14 protein-coding genes and 1 tRNA gene are annotated in these 12,997 nt (G+C 59.1%); 6 read left to right on the top strand and 9 right to left on the bottom strand.

Annotation, left to right across the window (positions count from 1 at the left end; genetic code table 11):
- The first annotated feature begins 28 nt into the window (after positions 1-28).
- Positions 29-2,122: a TonB-dependent siderophore receptor gene (locus tag ACVWSC_RS17920; RefSeq protein ID WP_442108274.1), complete on the top strand. Its 2,094-nt coding sequence runs from the start codon at positions 29-31 to the stop codon at positions 2,120-2,122.
- Between the two features lie 48 nt (positions 2,123-2,170).
- Positions 2,171-2,995, top strand: a complete 825-nt coding sequence (locus ACVWSC_RS17915; protein ID WP_442108272.1) for a class I SAM-dependent methyltransferase — start codon at positions 2,171-2,173, stop codon at positions 2,993-2,995.
- A gap of 21 nt (positions 2,996-3,016) precedes the next feature.
- On the opposite strand, the gene ACVWSC_RS17910 is transcribed toward ACVWSC_RS17915, so the two are convergent.
- The 3 genes from ACVWSC_RS17910 to alkB form a co-directional block, all read right to left on the bottom strand.
- A complete protein-coding gene (locus tag ACVWSC_RS17910) occupies positions 3,017-4,948 on the bottom strand; it encodes a DNA topoisomerase III (RefSeq protein ID WP_442108270.1) in 1,932 nt (643 codons plus the stop codon).
- 151 nt (positions 4,949-5,099) lie between these two features.
- Positions 5,100-6,377 (bottom strand): bifunctional O-acetylhomoserine aminocarboxypropyltransferase/cysteine synthase, encoded by a 1,278-nt coding sequence (locus tag ACVWSC_RS17905; protein WP_442108268.1) that lies wholly within the window; start codon positions 6,375-6,377, stop codon positions 5,100-5,102.
- A gap of 72 nt (positions 6,378-6,449) precedes the next feature.
- Positions 6,450-7,106 carry a DNA oxidative demethylase AlkB gene (gene alkB, locus ACVWSC_RS17900; RefSeq protein WP_442108266.1) on the bottom strand — a complete coding sequence of 219 codons (657 nt, stop codon included), beginning with the start codon at positions 7,104-7,106 and terminating at the stop codon, positions 6,450-6,452.
- Between the two features lie 309 nt (positions 7,107-7,415).
- Here alkB and ACVWSC_RS17895 point away from each other — a divergent pair.
- Both ACVWSC_RS17895 and ACVWSC_RS17890 read left to right on the top strand, forming a co-directional pair.
- A tRNA-Cys gene (locus ACVWSC_RS17895) sits at positions 7,416-7,489 on the top strand.
- A gap of 137 nt (positions 7,490-7,626) precedes the next feature.
- Complete coding sequence (locus ACVWSC_RS17890) at positions 7,627-8,604, top strand: tyrosine-type recombinase/integrase (RefSeq protein WP_442108264.1); 978 nt, start codon at positions 7,627-7,629, stop codon at positions 8,602-8,604.
- Here the strand turns inward: ACVWSC_RS17890 and ACVWSC_RS17885 are convergent.
- From ACVWSC_RS17885 to ACVWSC_RS17870, 4 genes are read right to left on the bottom strand one after another with little or no spacing between them, the layout of a single operon-like run.
- A complete protein-coding gene (locus ACVWSC_RS17885; RefSeq protein WP_442108262.1) occupies positions 8,601-8,846 on the bottom strand; it encodes a hypothetical protein in 246 nt (81 codons plus the stop codon). The genes ACVWSC_RS17890 and ACVWSC_RS17885 overlap by 4 nt on opposite strands.
- A 9-nt stretch (positions 8,847-8,855) precedes the next feature.
- Positions 8,856-9,068 (bottom strand): hypothetical protein, encoded by a 213-nt coding sequence (locus tag ACVWSC_RS17880; protein WP_442108260.1) that lies wholly within the window; start codon positions 9,066-9,068, stop codon positions 8,856-8,858.
- A gap of 10 nt (positions 9,069-9,078) precedes the next feature.
- Positions 9,079-9,516: a hypothetical protein gene (locus ACVWSC_RS17875; protein ID WP_442108258.1), complete on the bottom strand. Its 438-nt coding sequence runs from the start codon at positions 9,514-9,516 to the stop codon at positions 9,079-9,081.
- Positions 9,513-9,824, bottom strand: a complete 312-nt coding sequence (locus ACVWSC_RS17870) for a hypothetical protein (RefSeq protein ID WP_442108256.1) — start codon at positions 9,822-9,824, stop codon at positions 9,513-9,515. The genes ACVWSC_RS17875 and ACVWSC_RS17870 overlap by 4 nt, the downstream gene beginning before the upstream one ends.
- Positions 9,825-9,910: 86 nt before the next feature.
- On the opposite strand from ACVWSC_RS17870, the gene ACVWSC_RS17865 reads away from it, so the two are divergent.
- Positions 9,911-10,489 (top strand): hypothetical protein, encoded by a 579-nt coding sequence (locus tag ACVWSC_RS17865; RefSeq protein WP_442108254.1) that lies wholly within the window; start codon positions 9,911-9,913, stop codon positions 10,487-10,489.
- Here the strand turns inward: ACVWSC_RS17865 and ACVWSC_RS17860 are convergent, their stop codons facing one another.
- Complete coding sequence (locus ACVWSC_RS17860; RefSeq protein ID WP_442108252.1) at positions 10,490-11,413, bottom strand: DNA cytosine methyltransferase; 924 nt, start codon at positions 11,411-11,413, stop codon at positions 10,490-10,492.
- 32 nt (positions 11,414-11,445) lie between these two features.
- Here ACVWSC_RS17860 and ACVWSC_RS17855 point away from each other — a divergent pair, with 32 nt between their 5' ends.
- Positions 11,446-12,330, top strand: coding sequence for a hypothetical protein (locus ACVWSC_RS17855; protein ID WP_442108250.1), 885 nt, complete (start codon positions 11,446-11,448; stop codon positions 12,328-12,330).
- Positions 12,331-12,352: 22 nt separating this feature from the next.
- Here ACVWSC_RS17855 and ACVWSC_RS17850 read toward each other — a convergent pair whose 3' ends face one another.
- Complete coding sequence (locus ACVWSC_RS17850; protein WP_442108248.1) at positions 12,353-12,964, bottom strand: 3'-5' exonuclease; 612 nt, start codon at positions 12,962-12,964, stop codon at positions 12,353-12,355.
- Positions 12,965-12,997: the final 33 nt, after the last annotated feature.

The following is a 12,997-nucleotide window of genomic DNA, read 5'->3' as shown; positions in this document are numbered from 1 at the left end:
GTTATTACATCACGATTAAGGAGCCCCCATGAATTGCCCCCTCAGCCGCTTCTCCCTCGGCCTGTCTGCCTCATTGTTCGCATTGCCAGCTGCCGCTGCCGAGCCGGTATTGCTCGATACCTTGACCGTCAGTGAACGCCAGCTTGAGGAATCGGCCACCGGCCCCGTGCAGGGCTATCGCGCCACACGTTCCAGTACCGCGACGAAGACCGATACCGATATCCGCGACACCCCGCAGAGCATCGCCGTGGTGCCGAGCCTAGTGCTTGAGGACCTCAACAGCAGCCGTATCGATCGCGCGCTGGATTTTGCCGGCGGGGTGAGCCGGCAGAACAATTTCGGCGGCCTGACCTTCCTCAATTACAGCGTGCGTGGCTTTACGACCGGTGAGTTGTACAAGAACGGCTTTGCGGTTAACCGCGGCAGCTACAGCGCGCCGGACACCTCCAACATCGAGCGCATCGAAGTGCTCAAAGGTCCGGCGGCCAGCCTGTACGGACGTGGGGATCCGGGGGGGCTGGTGAACATCGTCACCAAGCGCCCGCAAGCAGAAGCCTTCAGCCATTTCAACGCCAGTGCCGGTAGCTGGGACCGCTATCGCAGCAGCCTGGATGTGAACACGCCGCTCAGCGACGACGGTCGCGTGCTGTCGCGGGTCAATATGGCGGTGGAGGACAATGGCAGCTTTCGCGATTACGTCGGCAGCGAACGGCGTATCGTCAGTCCGTCGCTGAGCTGGCAGTTGAGCGAACAGACCCTGGTATCGATCGACAGTGAGTTTTCGCGCACCGAGTCGGTGTTTGACCGTGGCGTGCCGGCGGTGAACAACGAACTGGGGGCCGTCAGCCGCTCGAGCTTTTTCGGTGAGCCCAACGATGGTCGTATCCGCAACGACAACCAGACCCTGGACCTGACGCTGGAACATTACCTGAGTGACAGCTGGAAGCTGCGTTTGGCCAATCACTACACCCAGGGCCGACTCAAGGGCAACAGCTCCGAGCCCCAGCGTCTGGTCGGCACCACGCTCACCCGCTTTTATCGCGAGCGTGATTTCGAATGGAACGACAGCATCACCCAGGCTGAATTGCACGGGCAATTCGAGTTCGCCGGATGGCATCATCAAAGCCTGATTGGCCTGGAGTACGAGAACTACCGCAACAGCCAGAAGTACCCGCAGAGCGCGACGTCGGCGGAGTATGGCCTGGACATTTACAACCCGGTGTATGGCAAGCCGAAGCCTGCACTGGTCAAGGCCAATGATTTCTTTGAGCGCACGCAAAGCTACGCGCTCAACCTGCAAGATCAGATCAGCTTTACCGAGCGCCTGCGCGGGTTGATTGGCGTGCGTCTGGAGCACATCGAGCAAATCGCTCAGAACCGCAGCAGTCAGGTCAGCAACACGCAGGAAAAAGACGTGGCGACTCCGCGAGTCGGGCTGCTGTATCAACTCACCCCGCAGGTTGGTGTGTTCGCCAACGCCTCGACCTCGTTCAAGCCCAACAGCATTGGCACCCAGGGCCAAGTGTACAAACCCGAGAAGGGCCTGGGGTATGAAACCGGGGTGAAACTCGACTTGTTCGACAGCCGCCTGGGCGCGACCCTGGCACTGTTTCACATCGACAAGGAAAACGTCATCACCACCGACGCCTTGGGCGACAGCGTTGCCGCCGGCAAAGCCCGTAGCCAGGGTGTCGACCTGCAGTTCAGCGGTCAGCTTACCGATGCCGTGCGCTTGATCGGTGCCTACGCCTATATCGATGCCGAAGTGACCAAGGGCGATGCCAGCTTGCCCGAAGGCAGTGACTTGCTGGGCATACCCCGGCACAGCGGCAGCCTGATGGCCGTGTACGAATTTCAGCAAGGCCTGTTGCAGGGCTCGGATGTCGGCGCGGCGGCCAACTATGTGGGGGAGCGTTCTGGTCAGGCCGGGAGCAGTTTTTATCTGCCCGCTTACAGCACCCTCGATTTGCTGGCTCACTACAAGCTCAGCGAACAGGCGACGCTTGGCCTGAACCTGAACAACGTCTTCGACCGCAAGTACTACGAGCGCGGTTACAACGCGGTGTGGAACCTGCCGGGCGAGCCGCGCAACCTGATGGTCAGTTTGAGCCTGGCGCTGTGAACCGGCTATAGTCGAGCGCTTCCATGTGTGCCAGAGGACGGCTGAATCATGAACGACTCGTTACTGCTCAATCGCCGCAATTGGGACGAGCGGGCGCCGCTGCATGCGGCGTCCAGCGACTATGAGGTGGACAGGTACATCGCCGACCCTGCGCACCTGTCAGAAGTGGTTCGCTTCGACCTGCCGCGTCTGGGCGACATTCGCGGTTTGCGCGCGATCCACCTGCAATGCCATATCGGCACCGATACCCTGTCGCTGGCCCGCCTGGGCGCGCAGATGAGCGGGCTGGATTTTTCTTCGCAATCTCTGCTGCAGGCCCGTGCCCTGGCGCAGCACTGCGGTGCCTCCATCGACTATGTCGAAGCCGATGTGTACGCCGCTGACAAGGTGCTGACCCCTGGCAGTTTCGACCTGGTGTATACCGGCATCGGCGCGTTGATCTGGCTCCCCAGCATCGAGCGCTGGGCGCGCACGGTGGCGGCGTTGCTCAAGCCGGGAGGGCGATTGTTCCTGCGCGAAGGGCATCCGATGCTGTTGGCGGTGAACGAGGAACACCAGGACCGGCTGCAGATCGAGTACCCGTATTTCGAGCGTGAAGCACCCACGGTGTGGGACAGTGATCAGACCTATGTCGATACCCAGGTGCCGCTGACCGAGACCGTTACCCACGAATGGAACCATGGCTTGGGCGAGGTGATCAGCGCCTTGCTTGAGCATGGCTTGCAGATCACCGCATTGGTTGAGCACGACAGCATTCCCTGGGAGGCCTTGCCTGGACAGATGAGCCTGAACGCCGCCGGTGAATGGTCGCTGAACAAGGACCGTTGGCGCCTGCCGTTGAGTTACACCTTGCAAGCAGTCAAGCAGGGCTGAAGGCAATCGCGGTGCGCGCCATCAACCTGGCTGCTTCTTGGCCCGTGGTTTGCGCGCCGGTTTACCTGTGGCGGGACGTTTGCGTTTCTTCTTCCAGGGCGCGTTGGGCACTGCCGGGCCACTGATTGTCAGGCTCAGCCCGGCACAGCGTTCGACTTGTTTGCTCATCCAGGCCGATTGCTTGGCGACAAATTCCTCCAGGCTCATTTCTCCGCTTTGCACCATGTCCAGCGCTTGCTCCCAGATCGCGGTGGTGCCTGGATCGGCGATAGCACGCGGTACCGCGTCGATCAGGCTGAAGGCCGCAGGTGTGGCACTCAGTGCCTTGCCTTGCTTGATCAGGTAACCGCGGTCGAGCAGACCCTGGATGATCCCGGCACGGGTCGCTTCGGTGCCGATGCCGGTGGTGTCTTTGAGCTTCTGTTTAAGGCGCGGGTCGTCCACCAGCTTGGCGACGTTTTTCATCGCCTTGATCAGGTCACCTTCAGTGAAGGGTTTGGGCGGTTGCGTCCAGAGGTCTTTGAGGTTGACCTCGGCCACCGCGCACGCCTGGCCTTGCTGCAGGGCTGGCAGCACCTGTGCGACGGGCGCCTCGCGGCCTTTGGCGGGTGTCAGTGCTTCCGGCAGGGCCCGCCGCCAGCCGGGCTCGACGATTTGTTTGCCCACCGCGCGCAAGGCCTGGCCGGCGCAGTCGAAGTCTGCCTGGGTACGGTCGTATTCATGCTCGGGCAGGAACTGCGCCAGGTAACGGGCACGAATCAAGGTGTACACCGCTTTGTGTTTGGGCGGTAAACGCGACGGGTCGCTGGCCGCTGCGGTGGGGATGATGCCGTGGTGGGCACTGACCTTGGCGTCGTTCCAGGCCCGCGAGCGGCGCTGGGCCTGCAGATGCTGCTGCAACGGCGCCAGGCTGGCATCGGCACGCAGTAATGCGGCCAGGATGGCCGGTGCTTCGCTGTGCTGACTCAAGGGCAGGTAGCCGCAATCGCTACGCGGGTAAGTGATCAGTTTGTTGGTTTCGTACAGCGCCTGAGCGATATCGAGGGTTTCCTGCGCACCGAGCCCGAATTTTTTCGAGCACAGCTCCTGCAGGGTGCCGAGGTCGAAGGGCAGCGGCGCTGCCTCACGAACGCGTTCGGTTTTTACCTTGAGCACCTGGGCGCTGCTGGCCTGGTTGATCGCCGCAGCCGCCTGTTGGGCCAGCGCCTGATTGAGGCAGCGGCCCTGGTCGTCGCACGCGTCTTCGGCTGCGCGCCATTGTGCGTTGAATCGAGTGCCAGCGCTTTCCAGCACAACATCGATGGCCCAGAACGCCACTGGCACAAAGTTGGCAATACTGCGGTCGCGATCCACTACCAGGCGCAGGGTAGGGGTTTGTACCCGGCCCACCGGCAGAACGCCTTGATACCCAGACTGACGCCCAAGCAGGGTAAACAGGCGACTCATGTTCATGCCGATCAGCCAGTCGGCGCGTGAGCGGCCCAACGCTGAATGGTACAGGCTGAAGGTTTCGTTCCCGGGCTTGAGCGCAGCCAGGGCCTTGCGGATGGACGCATCATCCAGAGCGGATAACCACAGGCGCCGGATTGGCCCCCGGTAACGGCAGTGCTCGACCAGCTCACGGGCAATCATTTCGCCCTCGCGGTCGGCGTCGGTGGCGATCACCAGCTCCCGCGCTTCGCCCAGCAGGCGCTTGACCGCTTTGAACTGGCTGGCGGTTTTCGGTTTGACCAGCATTTTCCATTGCGCCGGGATGATCGGCAGGTCGGCCAGCGCCCAGCGTTTGTAGCGCGCGTCATAGCTGTCGGGCGGAGCGGTTTCGAGCAGATGGCCGATGCACCAGGTGACGGTGACATCAGTGCCTACCCAGCAACCGTCGCCACGGCGGTTGGCGCCGAGGACTTTGGCGATGTCTTTGGCCTGGGAAGGCTTTTCGCAGAGAAACAGGCGCATGCCGCTCGATCTATGGCTGGAGGTCGCCATAGGATGCGCATACGGGGCAGGCCTGGCAAGTTTTATCTGTATGGATGTACAGGGTTGAGCTGCAAGCTACAAGCCACAAGCTTCAAGAGCGCTCGCGTGCTTGCAGCTTGCAGCTTGCAGCTTAAAGCCGACTAGCCTCCAGCGCCTGGCTCAGGTCGGAAATGATGTCATCGCTGTGCTCGATCCCGATCGACAGGCGCACCATGTCCCGCGGCACCCCAGCGCGCTGCAGTTCTTCGTCGTTGAGCTGACGGTGGGTGGTGGACGCCGGATGGCAGGCCAGCGACTTGGCATCGCCAATGTTGACCAGACGAACCACCAACTGCAGGGCATCGATAAAGCGCGCACCGGCCTCCTGACCCCCTTTGATCCCGAACGACAGGATCGACGCCGGTTTGCCCTCGGTATAACGCTGTGCCAGTGCGTGTTCAGGGTGATCAGGCAGGCCGGCATACTTGACCCAGGCAACCTGCTCGTGGCTTTGCAGGTAATGGGCAACCTTCAAGGCGTTCTCGGTATGGCGTTCCATGCGCAGCGCCAGCGTCTCCAGCCCCTGCAGAATCAGGAAGGCGTTGAACGGCGACAACGCCGCCCCAGTGTTACGCAGCGGCACCACCCGGCAGCGGCCGATAAAGGCTGCCGGGCCGAACGCTTCGGTGTAGGTCACGCCGTGATAAGACGGGTCGGGGGTGTTGAGCAGCGCGAAGCGTTCCTTGTGCTCGGCCCAGGGGAATTTGCCCGAGTCGATGACAATGCCACCAATGCTGGTGCCGTGGCCGCCGATGTACTTGGTCAGTGAGTGCACGACAATATCGGCACCGTGTTCGAACGGGCGGCAGAGGATCGGCGTCGCCACCGTATTGTCGACGATCAGCGGCACGCCATGGCGGTGTGCCGCGTCGGCCAGGGCCTGGAGGTCGACGATATTACCGGCCGGGTTACCGATCGATTCGCAGAATACTGCCTTGGTGCGGCTGTCGATCAGCGCTTCGAGAGCAGCAATGTCATCGTGTGCGGCGAAGCGGGTCTGAATGCCAAAACGCGGCAGGGTATGGGCCAGCAGGTTGTAGGTACCGCCGTAGAGCTTGGCCACCGAGACAATATTGTCGCCGGCCTCGGCCACGGTCTGGATCGCGTAGGTAATAGCGGCCATCCCTGACGCCACCGCCAGCGCACCGACACCACCTTCCAGCGCGGCCATGCGCTGCTCAAGGACATCGTTGGTGGGGTTCATGATCCGGCTATAGATGTTGCCGGCCACCTTCAAGTCGAACAGGTCGGCGCCATGCTGAGTGTCGTCGAAGGCGAAAGACGTAGTCTGGTAGATCGGTACCGCGACAGCCTTGGTGGTCGGATCGGGGCTAAAGCCCGCGTGAATGGCCAGGGTTTCCAGCTTCATGCAATCGTTCCTTGAAACACGGGGGGAGGGGTAGAGCATGGAGCGGTGCATCTGTGGCGGTCAAGGGCCAGGCTAACTGGCCTTGCGCAAGGTCAGGTTGAGGCGCAGTTCGCCCAGTTGCGGGTGTACACCGGGTTTGAGCGGCAGTACGCCGTGAAAGCGCAGCCGGTCCTCGCCACCCCAGACCAGCACATCGCCGTGGTGCAAGTTAATGCGCTGAGTTGCCTCACTGCGGGCAAGCCCGCCCAACAGAAACACTGCAGGCAACCCCAGCGACACCGAAACAATCGGCTGGGAGAAGTCACGCTCGTCACGGTCCTGGTGCAGGCTCAGGCGGGTACCGGGCCGATAACAGTTGACCAGACAGGCGTCGGGCAGAAAATCGTCGAACCCTGCCAGGCGGGCGGCGTGGCTGGCCAGTTGCACAAGCACCTCGGGCAACAGCGGCCAAGGCTGCTGATTCAGCGGATCGAGCGGACTGTAGCGGTAGCCGTGGCGATCACTGATCCAGCCCAGCGTCCCGCAATTGGTCATGGCCACGGCCATTTTCAGCCCGCCGGGGGTGAACATGTGCCGAAACGGCGCCAGAGCAACCACCTCGCGCAGTGCTGGCAGCAACGCTTGCACCTGGGGCAGGGCAAAGCCTGGCAAAACCATTGCCTGTGTTCCGACCCAATAGGGTTGGGGAGGGTCTTGAGGGGCGAACAGGTCCAGCTCGGTTTGCATCATCGGTGACAAACTGCAGCGTGAGTTAAGAGGTTTGACCTGTATGATAAGGTGCTTTGCGCTACTCAGGGCATCCCGAACCTTGCGTTCGAACCCGGTAATAAAGGGCCATCAGCCCTCCTTGCAGAAAAAAATAAACTTTTTGAATTCAAGGGGTTGCCAGCTCAATCGAATGAGTCCATAATTGCGTCCATCGAAAACGAGGCAGCTGAAAAGCTTAGCGTTTTCAAGGAGATAGCAGCAATATCAAGTTGTTTCCTTACAGAGTTGTATATGTTTGAGATTGCTTGTTTCAGGGTCTTGGGCATTTGAGGCCGAGTAGCAAAGTGGTTATGCTCCGGATTGCAAATCCGTCTACGCCGGTTCGATTCCGACCTCGGCCTCCATTATTGAAAGCCCCGCAGATTAACGTCTGCGGGGTTTTTCGTTATGCCTGCGGAATTTGTTGGGACAGGCATTTGGGACAATTCTGGGACACCAAAGGAAATTGCGTGTCCCACAAGTCCTCGGCAAACTCCGCTGCATGGCAACTTATGAACAGCGCCCAGGCGGCGCATGGCGGGCCAAGATCCGCCGCAAGGGATACCCCTCACTATCCGCTACCTTCGACACCAAGGCCGATGCCCAGCGCTGGGCGGCCGAGATCGAGGGCGACATGTCGCGTGCTCGGTTCGTCGATATGCGCGAGGCCGAGCGAACGACACTGACTGAAGCCCTGGACCGATATTCCCGCGAGGTCAGCTTGTCGAAGAAGGGCGCCAAGCAGGAGCTGACACGCATCAACAAGTGGAAGAAGCATCCACTTGCTGACAAGGGATTGGCTGTATTGCGGTCAAGCGATTTTGCTTTGTATAGAGATGAAGAGCTCAAGGCGGGGAAGTCCACGGTCACGGTCAAGCTCGACCTGGCGATCATCAGCCACCTGTTCACGGTAGCGATCAAGGACTGGGGTATTGAGGGGCTGAGCAACCCGGTGATGAAACTGCGCATGCCCAAGGGGGCAAAGGAACGGGATCGCCGACCGATGAGCATTGAGCTCAATGGGGTGATCAAAGCGGCAGGGGAGATTCACGCCGAGATGCCGGCGATCATCGAGCTGGCAATCGAGACGGCCATGCGCCGCAGTGAGCTGCTTGGGCTCCGGCGCGAGAACGTCAAGGCCAAGCATGTTCTGCTTGAAGATACGAAGAACGGTACCCGTCGCTTGGTCCCGTTGTCGTCGAAGGCCAGGGCATTACTTGACGGACTACCTGCGCGGCTCGACGGCCAGGTGTTCTCGCTGGCGCCGCACTCGGTGAGCCAGTATTTCCATCGGGCGTGCAAGGCGGCGTTGGTGAGTGATCTGCACTTTCATGACCTGCGCCATGAAGGTACGTCCAGGCTGTTTGAGAAGGGGCTGTCGATCATGGAGGTGGCGAGCATCACCGGGCACAAGACGATGAGTATGCTTAAGCGCTATACCCATCTGTGCCCGGATGCTTTGGCCGACAAGCTTGGCTAGCGAACGCTGGCCAGGGTCGGGGGCGTTTGACGTTTCCGGCCCGGCTTGGCCGGCATATGCAAGCCCTGCTCGTATTCCTCCAAGAACCTGCGCACTGTAGCGACCCGCCAGCAGATCCGGCTTCCCTGCTTGAAGAAGGGCGGCAGCCAGCTGGCACCGCCTTGCCTGGCGCTCCTGATCGATGACTCCGTTCGCCCGAGCATCTTGGCCAACTCGGGGATGTGGATGACCTCTTGTTCCATGTGACCCCCTCAAAAGATGAATCGGGTTGTGGTGGTATTGGTACCGGGAATGCGTACCAGCACTGGTCCTTCGTCGAACTGATCGCCGACTGGTGGGGGCTGGTGCTGGCTCTCAGCCTGTGAAACTTGGTTGGTTGCGGAGACGGCGCCGAGCACCGCGCCAATCAGAAAGGCAAAGGCGGCTGACGTGAGGCAGGCCCAGAAGACGGCAATTGGTCTCATGGTCAAAGCCTCAGTAAGGGACGCACTTGTTGCAGGCCCCTGTCCAACCCGGGGTTCCGCAGCCTGAGCAAGGTTCGGTTTCCGGCGTGCCGCGCTCTTCCGGACGGCTCTCAAGGTCTGGGAGCAACAGGGCCAGCGCCTTCTGGTAGTTCGGGTTGTCGTCCAGCATCTTGGCCACGCTGTCGCAATCGCTGCCTAGTGCGGTGATCCTGTCGTACCCGGCCTGCACAACCGAGCGGTAGTCGTAGACCATGTAGCGCAAGAGGTCCTGTGTCTGGTCGAGCGCTTCATCCCGCGCTGTCAGGTCGGCCTGCAACTGGTCGCGCTCAGCTACTACGCGGGCAAAGTCAGTTGCATCGACATATTCCCGCCCGAACAAATGCCCTATGTAGCTTTTCAACAGCCGGCCGCAGGTGTGATCAAAGATGTAGCGTTGCACCTTGCTCATGATTGCGACTCCAGCAGTTCGATTACGTCCAGGTATCCGGCGACGTGGCTGCCGGGCTTGTCGGCAGCGGTGCGTTTGAGGTGTTCCACCACCAGCGCCACCCCGTTGGTGGCGGACAGCGTTCGGTGCATGGCGAGAACCGTGGCGGTAGCCTCGGCCCGGGCCTGTAAGCGCATGAAGTGGTTGATGGGGCCATTCACCACCAGCACCGGTATGGGCTTAGGGCGGATGGCGGTTTCGGTTGAAAACACAGGCGCAGGGTTAGGGCGGCGGGCCTGGTCAAGGGCCGCCTGTGCGATTGGGTTCATGGGTTACCTCAGACTGATTGTTCGGGCTGTGGTTTGATTCGGGATATCTCGGCTGTATATTGCGGGTTCTAAAAAAAGGAGGTTTTATGAGCTTGTATCTTTACTTGAATGAGCATTGGCATGCTGAAACTTGGATGTTCGGAGGTGTGATTCCTATAAACCCAGCAAGCACTTATAGGAAAATGGAAAGGTCTGGTATATATACTCCTGATGAAAACCTAATTCATGACTCTCCAGTTGATTTAACTACGCCAAACCCGCTGTTTAGGCTTTCCCCCGGGGCTCAAGTTAAAGGCCTCACCATGTGCGATAATTACGTGGATGGTGTTAGGCAGCCAGATGTATTTAATGCATCGTATTATGAGGAAGACGGGTTGATTCTTTCTTTCAGTCGACGCCTAAGCCGAAATGTTGCGAAAAAAATGAGTAAGACGGCTTGTATAAAAATTCTTGATATGAGTCGCTTAAAGGCTCATTTAGATGAGCAGCTTGGTGTTACGTCGAAGGCAGGTTTTTGCGAATACACCTCGGGTCATCAGCGAAATCACTTCCTAAAATCTGAAGCAGACATGTGGCAGGATGAGTACCGGTTATTTTGGTCGCTGCACAAGAAAGTCGAAGTGGAAATACCTCCGGGAATTGGCGAGTTGATGCGCAAGTGGTGATTAGGCGGCTGTCAACAATGCTTCAATCACTCGTTGCCCGGCCAGAGGCGGAACGGCATTGCCAACCATGTGCATGGTCAGCCGGTGGTTGTCCGGGCGCAGCGTGTCAGCCGGGAACGACATCGCGGCCAGCGCCTCATTGGCACTGAGCATCCGCATGCGGTCACCGTCGACCAGCGCCCAACGGTCTAGGGTGGTGATGGTGCCAATCGGGCGGTTAATGTCGCGCCCGGTGGTGCCAGAACCTTTGCCGTAATAGGGCATGATGAACCGCTCGCCAAAGCCCAGGCGGCCATTGCGCACTCGGTCGAGTGTCGCCTGGGCTCGCCCCGGCTTTTCGATCAACGACCAGCGTCCGGCGTCGAAGTTGAGGAAGCTTGCAGCTGGCACATGCTGGTGACGATGTAACTCAAGCATCAGCGGTGCTTTGCTGCGGGTCAGTACCAGAAACAACCGCACGCGATGTTGCGGCACACCCAGGTCAGCGCAGTCAACTACATGCGGCGCAATCTGGTAGCCAAGCGCCTGAACTGCTGACACCCACGCAGGGTAGAGCGCCCAGTCGGTAAACTCTTCTACGTTTTCCACCAGTCCCGCTTCCGGCCGGTGAAACTCCAAGGCAGATACCACTGCCCAGGCTGTCGAGCGCGACGAGTCGTGCTGTGGGTTGCCCGACTTCTTGCCCCGGGCTTTCGAGTGACCTTGGCAGCACGGTGAGGCCAGCAACAGGTCATGCTTCGGCACCAGTTCCCACCGGGCCTGGTGCAAGTCTTGGCAGACATGCTCAGCATGTGGGTGGTTGGCTGAATGCCATTTCACGGCCTCAGGCCAGTGGTTGGCTGCCCAGAGAACCTGGACGCCTGCGGCGCGCGCGCCGGTGCTCCATCCACCGAGCCCGGCGAATAGGTCGATTGCTGTTGTCATAGGAGCCTCGCTAACTGGCGTGATTCGTTGAAATGAGCTATGGAGTGATGGCCCGGCTTGGTGCCGGAGATAAACGATTTCAAGAAATGAGGGGAGTTATGGCTTTTACTGGTTCTTTTCAAACCGAAGCTTTTCCAGATCGAAGCCCGAATCGTCAGTGCTGGTTACTTTTCCGAGCTGGGCCGCTTTCTCGTCTGCAACAATTTCAGAAAGGAAAGATGTACATGAATAGCGTGAAATTTTTTTCTGAAATGAAAGGTGAAGAAGCTACCGCTCTGAGAGCAGATTTTTTAGAGAAAAATTACTTGACTCTTAAAAGCCAGCTTAATGGAAGACAGGTTGGTGAGTTTTTTGCTGTGATCGACGGAAAAGAAGTTTCACTGGGTGCAGAGGCAGTGCTTAACGTTGATCTACCTGACCCTTCAAACATTTTTATTTTTTGCATGGCTGCTCTGGCCGATGGCCTCGATGGCCGCGTCCCAGGCGAGCTTGCAGGGAAAGTGGCATTGAGTAATCGGTTTACAGAACTGGGCGATCACGTGCTCCTCGTAAACAAACCTGTTGAATTTTCAAAGAGATTGAATGCTGCAATTGCTTCGCACCCATATCTATATAGTTCGACATTTTTTGAAGGTGGCTATGGGCAAGTTGATTATGTTGACATGGATGTCCACAACGGAATCGTTGGACTATTCAGGAAAGATAAAGAGTATGCGTGGCAGCGGGAATATCGGTTTTGTATCGGCTGTAGATCTGAAGGCTTGAACGCTGACGGTGCGCTCGAACTGGAAATAGGTGATTTAAGTGATATTACAACCATTGTTCCTGTGGATCATTTTGCGTCACAGACTTTTACGCTGAAGCGCGGAGTTATCGAAACGGTTGACGGTGTAGCGAGGCATCGATATACCGATTGATGCCTCGTTCTCGATCGATGAATCAAGCCGCCGACTGGTAAGCTTGGAGAGCGAAGTACACACGGGCGCAGGCTTCGGTGTCCGGGCGGGCGCGGTGGCCACCGACCAGATCTTCACCGGTGAAGAACTTCAAAGCCTCAGCAACGGTGGGCTGTTTGAACTGCTTGCCCCGGCCGGCGGCGATCATCTTGGCGGTGGGTGGGCACTGCACGATGTTGGTGGTGGCCTGGCAGGTGCAGAACTTGTCGCCTTCGCGGTATTGGTTCGCCACTTCTTCGCCTTGGAAACGCATCAGGCCAATGCGCAAGATACGGTCGTCGAACGAGACGTTGTGAGCGACCCGCAGGCCGGCCTGGCGCCAGATGCGCATGAACCCCTCAACCGCTTCGTGCTCGGGGATGCCGTGCTCGAGCGCGATTTCGTTGGTGATGCCGTGGATTGCCGCAACCTCGTTTGGAATATCCCAACCTTGAGGCCGCACCATGGCTTCGAAGCTGTCGACCAGTTCGCCCTGCGGCGTGTAGAGCAGGGCGCAGATATCGACGATGTGCGGCTGGCGTGGGTCGTCGCTTGGGTCTTTGAACAGTGGGAGGCCGGTGGTTTCGGTGTCGAAGATGGCAATTAGCTTGGGCATGGCGGGTTTCCTTAAGGTGAAAAGAAGGCGCCT

Source organism: Pseudomonas sp. NUPR-002, assembly GCF_056322725.1.
The sequence above is the reverse complement of the archived record's forward strand: the minus strand, read 5'-3'. Positions and strand labels throughout refer to the sequence as shown.

Bases quoted from the DNA above. Each gene is read 5' to 3' on its own strand.
- ACVWSC_RS17880 (WP_442108260.1), bottom strand. From the start codon at position 9,068: ATGAGACCAATTGCCGTCTTCTGGGCCTGCCTCACGTCAGCCGCCTTT.
- ACVWSC_RS17885 (WP_442108262.1), bottom strand. From the start codon at position 8,846: ATGGAACAAGAGGTCATCCACATCCCCGAGTTGGCCAAGATGCTCGGG.
- ACVWSC_RS17920 (WP_442108274.1), top strand. From the start codon at position 29: ATGAATTGCCCCCTCAGCCGCTTCTCCCTCGGCCTGTCTGCCTCATTG.
- ACVWSC_RS17875 (WP_442108258.1), bottom strand. From the start codon at position 9,516: ATGAGCAAGGTGCAACGCTACATCTTTGATCACACCTGCGGCCGGCTG.
- ACVWSC_RS17870 (WP_442108256.1), bottom strand. From the start codon at position 9,824: ATGAACCCAATCGCACAGGCGGCCCTTGACCAGGCCCGCCGCCCTAAC.
- ACVWSC_RS17850 (WP_442108248.1), bottom strand. From the start codon at position 12,964: ATGCCCAAGCTAATTGCCATCTTCGACACCGAAACCACCGGCCTCCCA.
- ACVWSC_RS17865 (WP_442108254.1), top strand. From the start codon at position 9,911: ATGAGCTTGTATCTTTACTTGAATGAGCATTGGCATGCTGAAACTTGG.
- ACVWSC_RS17855 (WP_442108250.1), top strand. From the start codon at position 11,446: ATGAGCTATGGAGTGATGGCCCGGCTTGGTGCCGGAGATAAACGATTT.
- ACVWSC_RS17860 (WP_442108252.1), bottom strand. From the start codon at position 11,413: ATGACAACAGCAATCGACCTATTCGCCGGGCTCGGTGGATGGAGCACC.
- ACVWSC_RS17915 (WP_442108272.1), top strand. From the start codon at position 2,171: ATGAACGACTCGTTACTGCTCAATCGCCGCAATTGGGACGAGCGGGCG.
- ACVWSC_RS17910 (WP_442108270.1), bottom strand. From the start codon at position 4,948: ATGCGCCTGTTTCTCTGCGAAAAGCCTTCCCAGGCCAAAGACATCGCC.
- alkB (WP_442108266.1), bottom strand. From the start codon at position 7,106: ATGATGCAAACCGAGCTGGACCTGTTCGCCCCTCAAGACCCTCCCCAA.
- ACVWSC_RS17905 (WP_442108268.1), bottom strand. From the start codon at position 6,377: ATGAAGCTGGAAACCCTGGCCATTCACGCGGGCTTTAGCCCCGATCCG.
- ACVWSC_RS17890 (WP_442108264.1), top strand. From the start codon at position 7,627: ATGGCAACTTATGAACAGCGCCCAGGCGGCGCATGGCGGGCCAAGATC.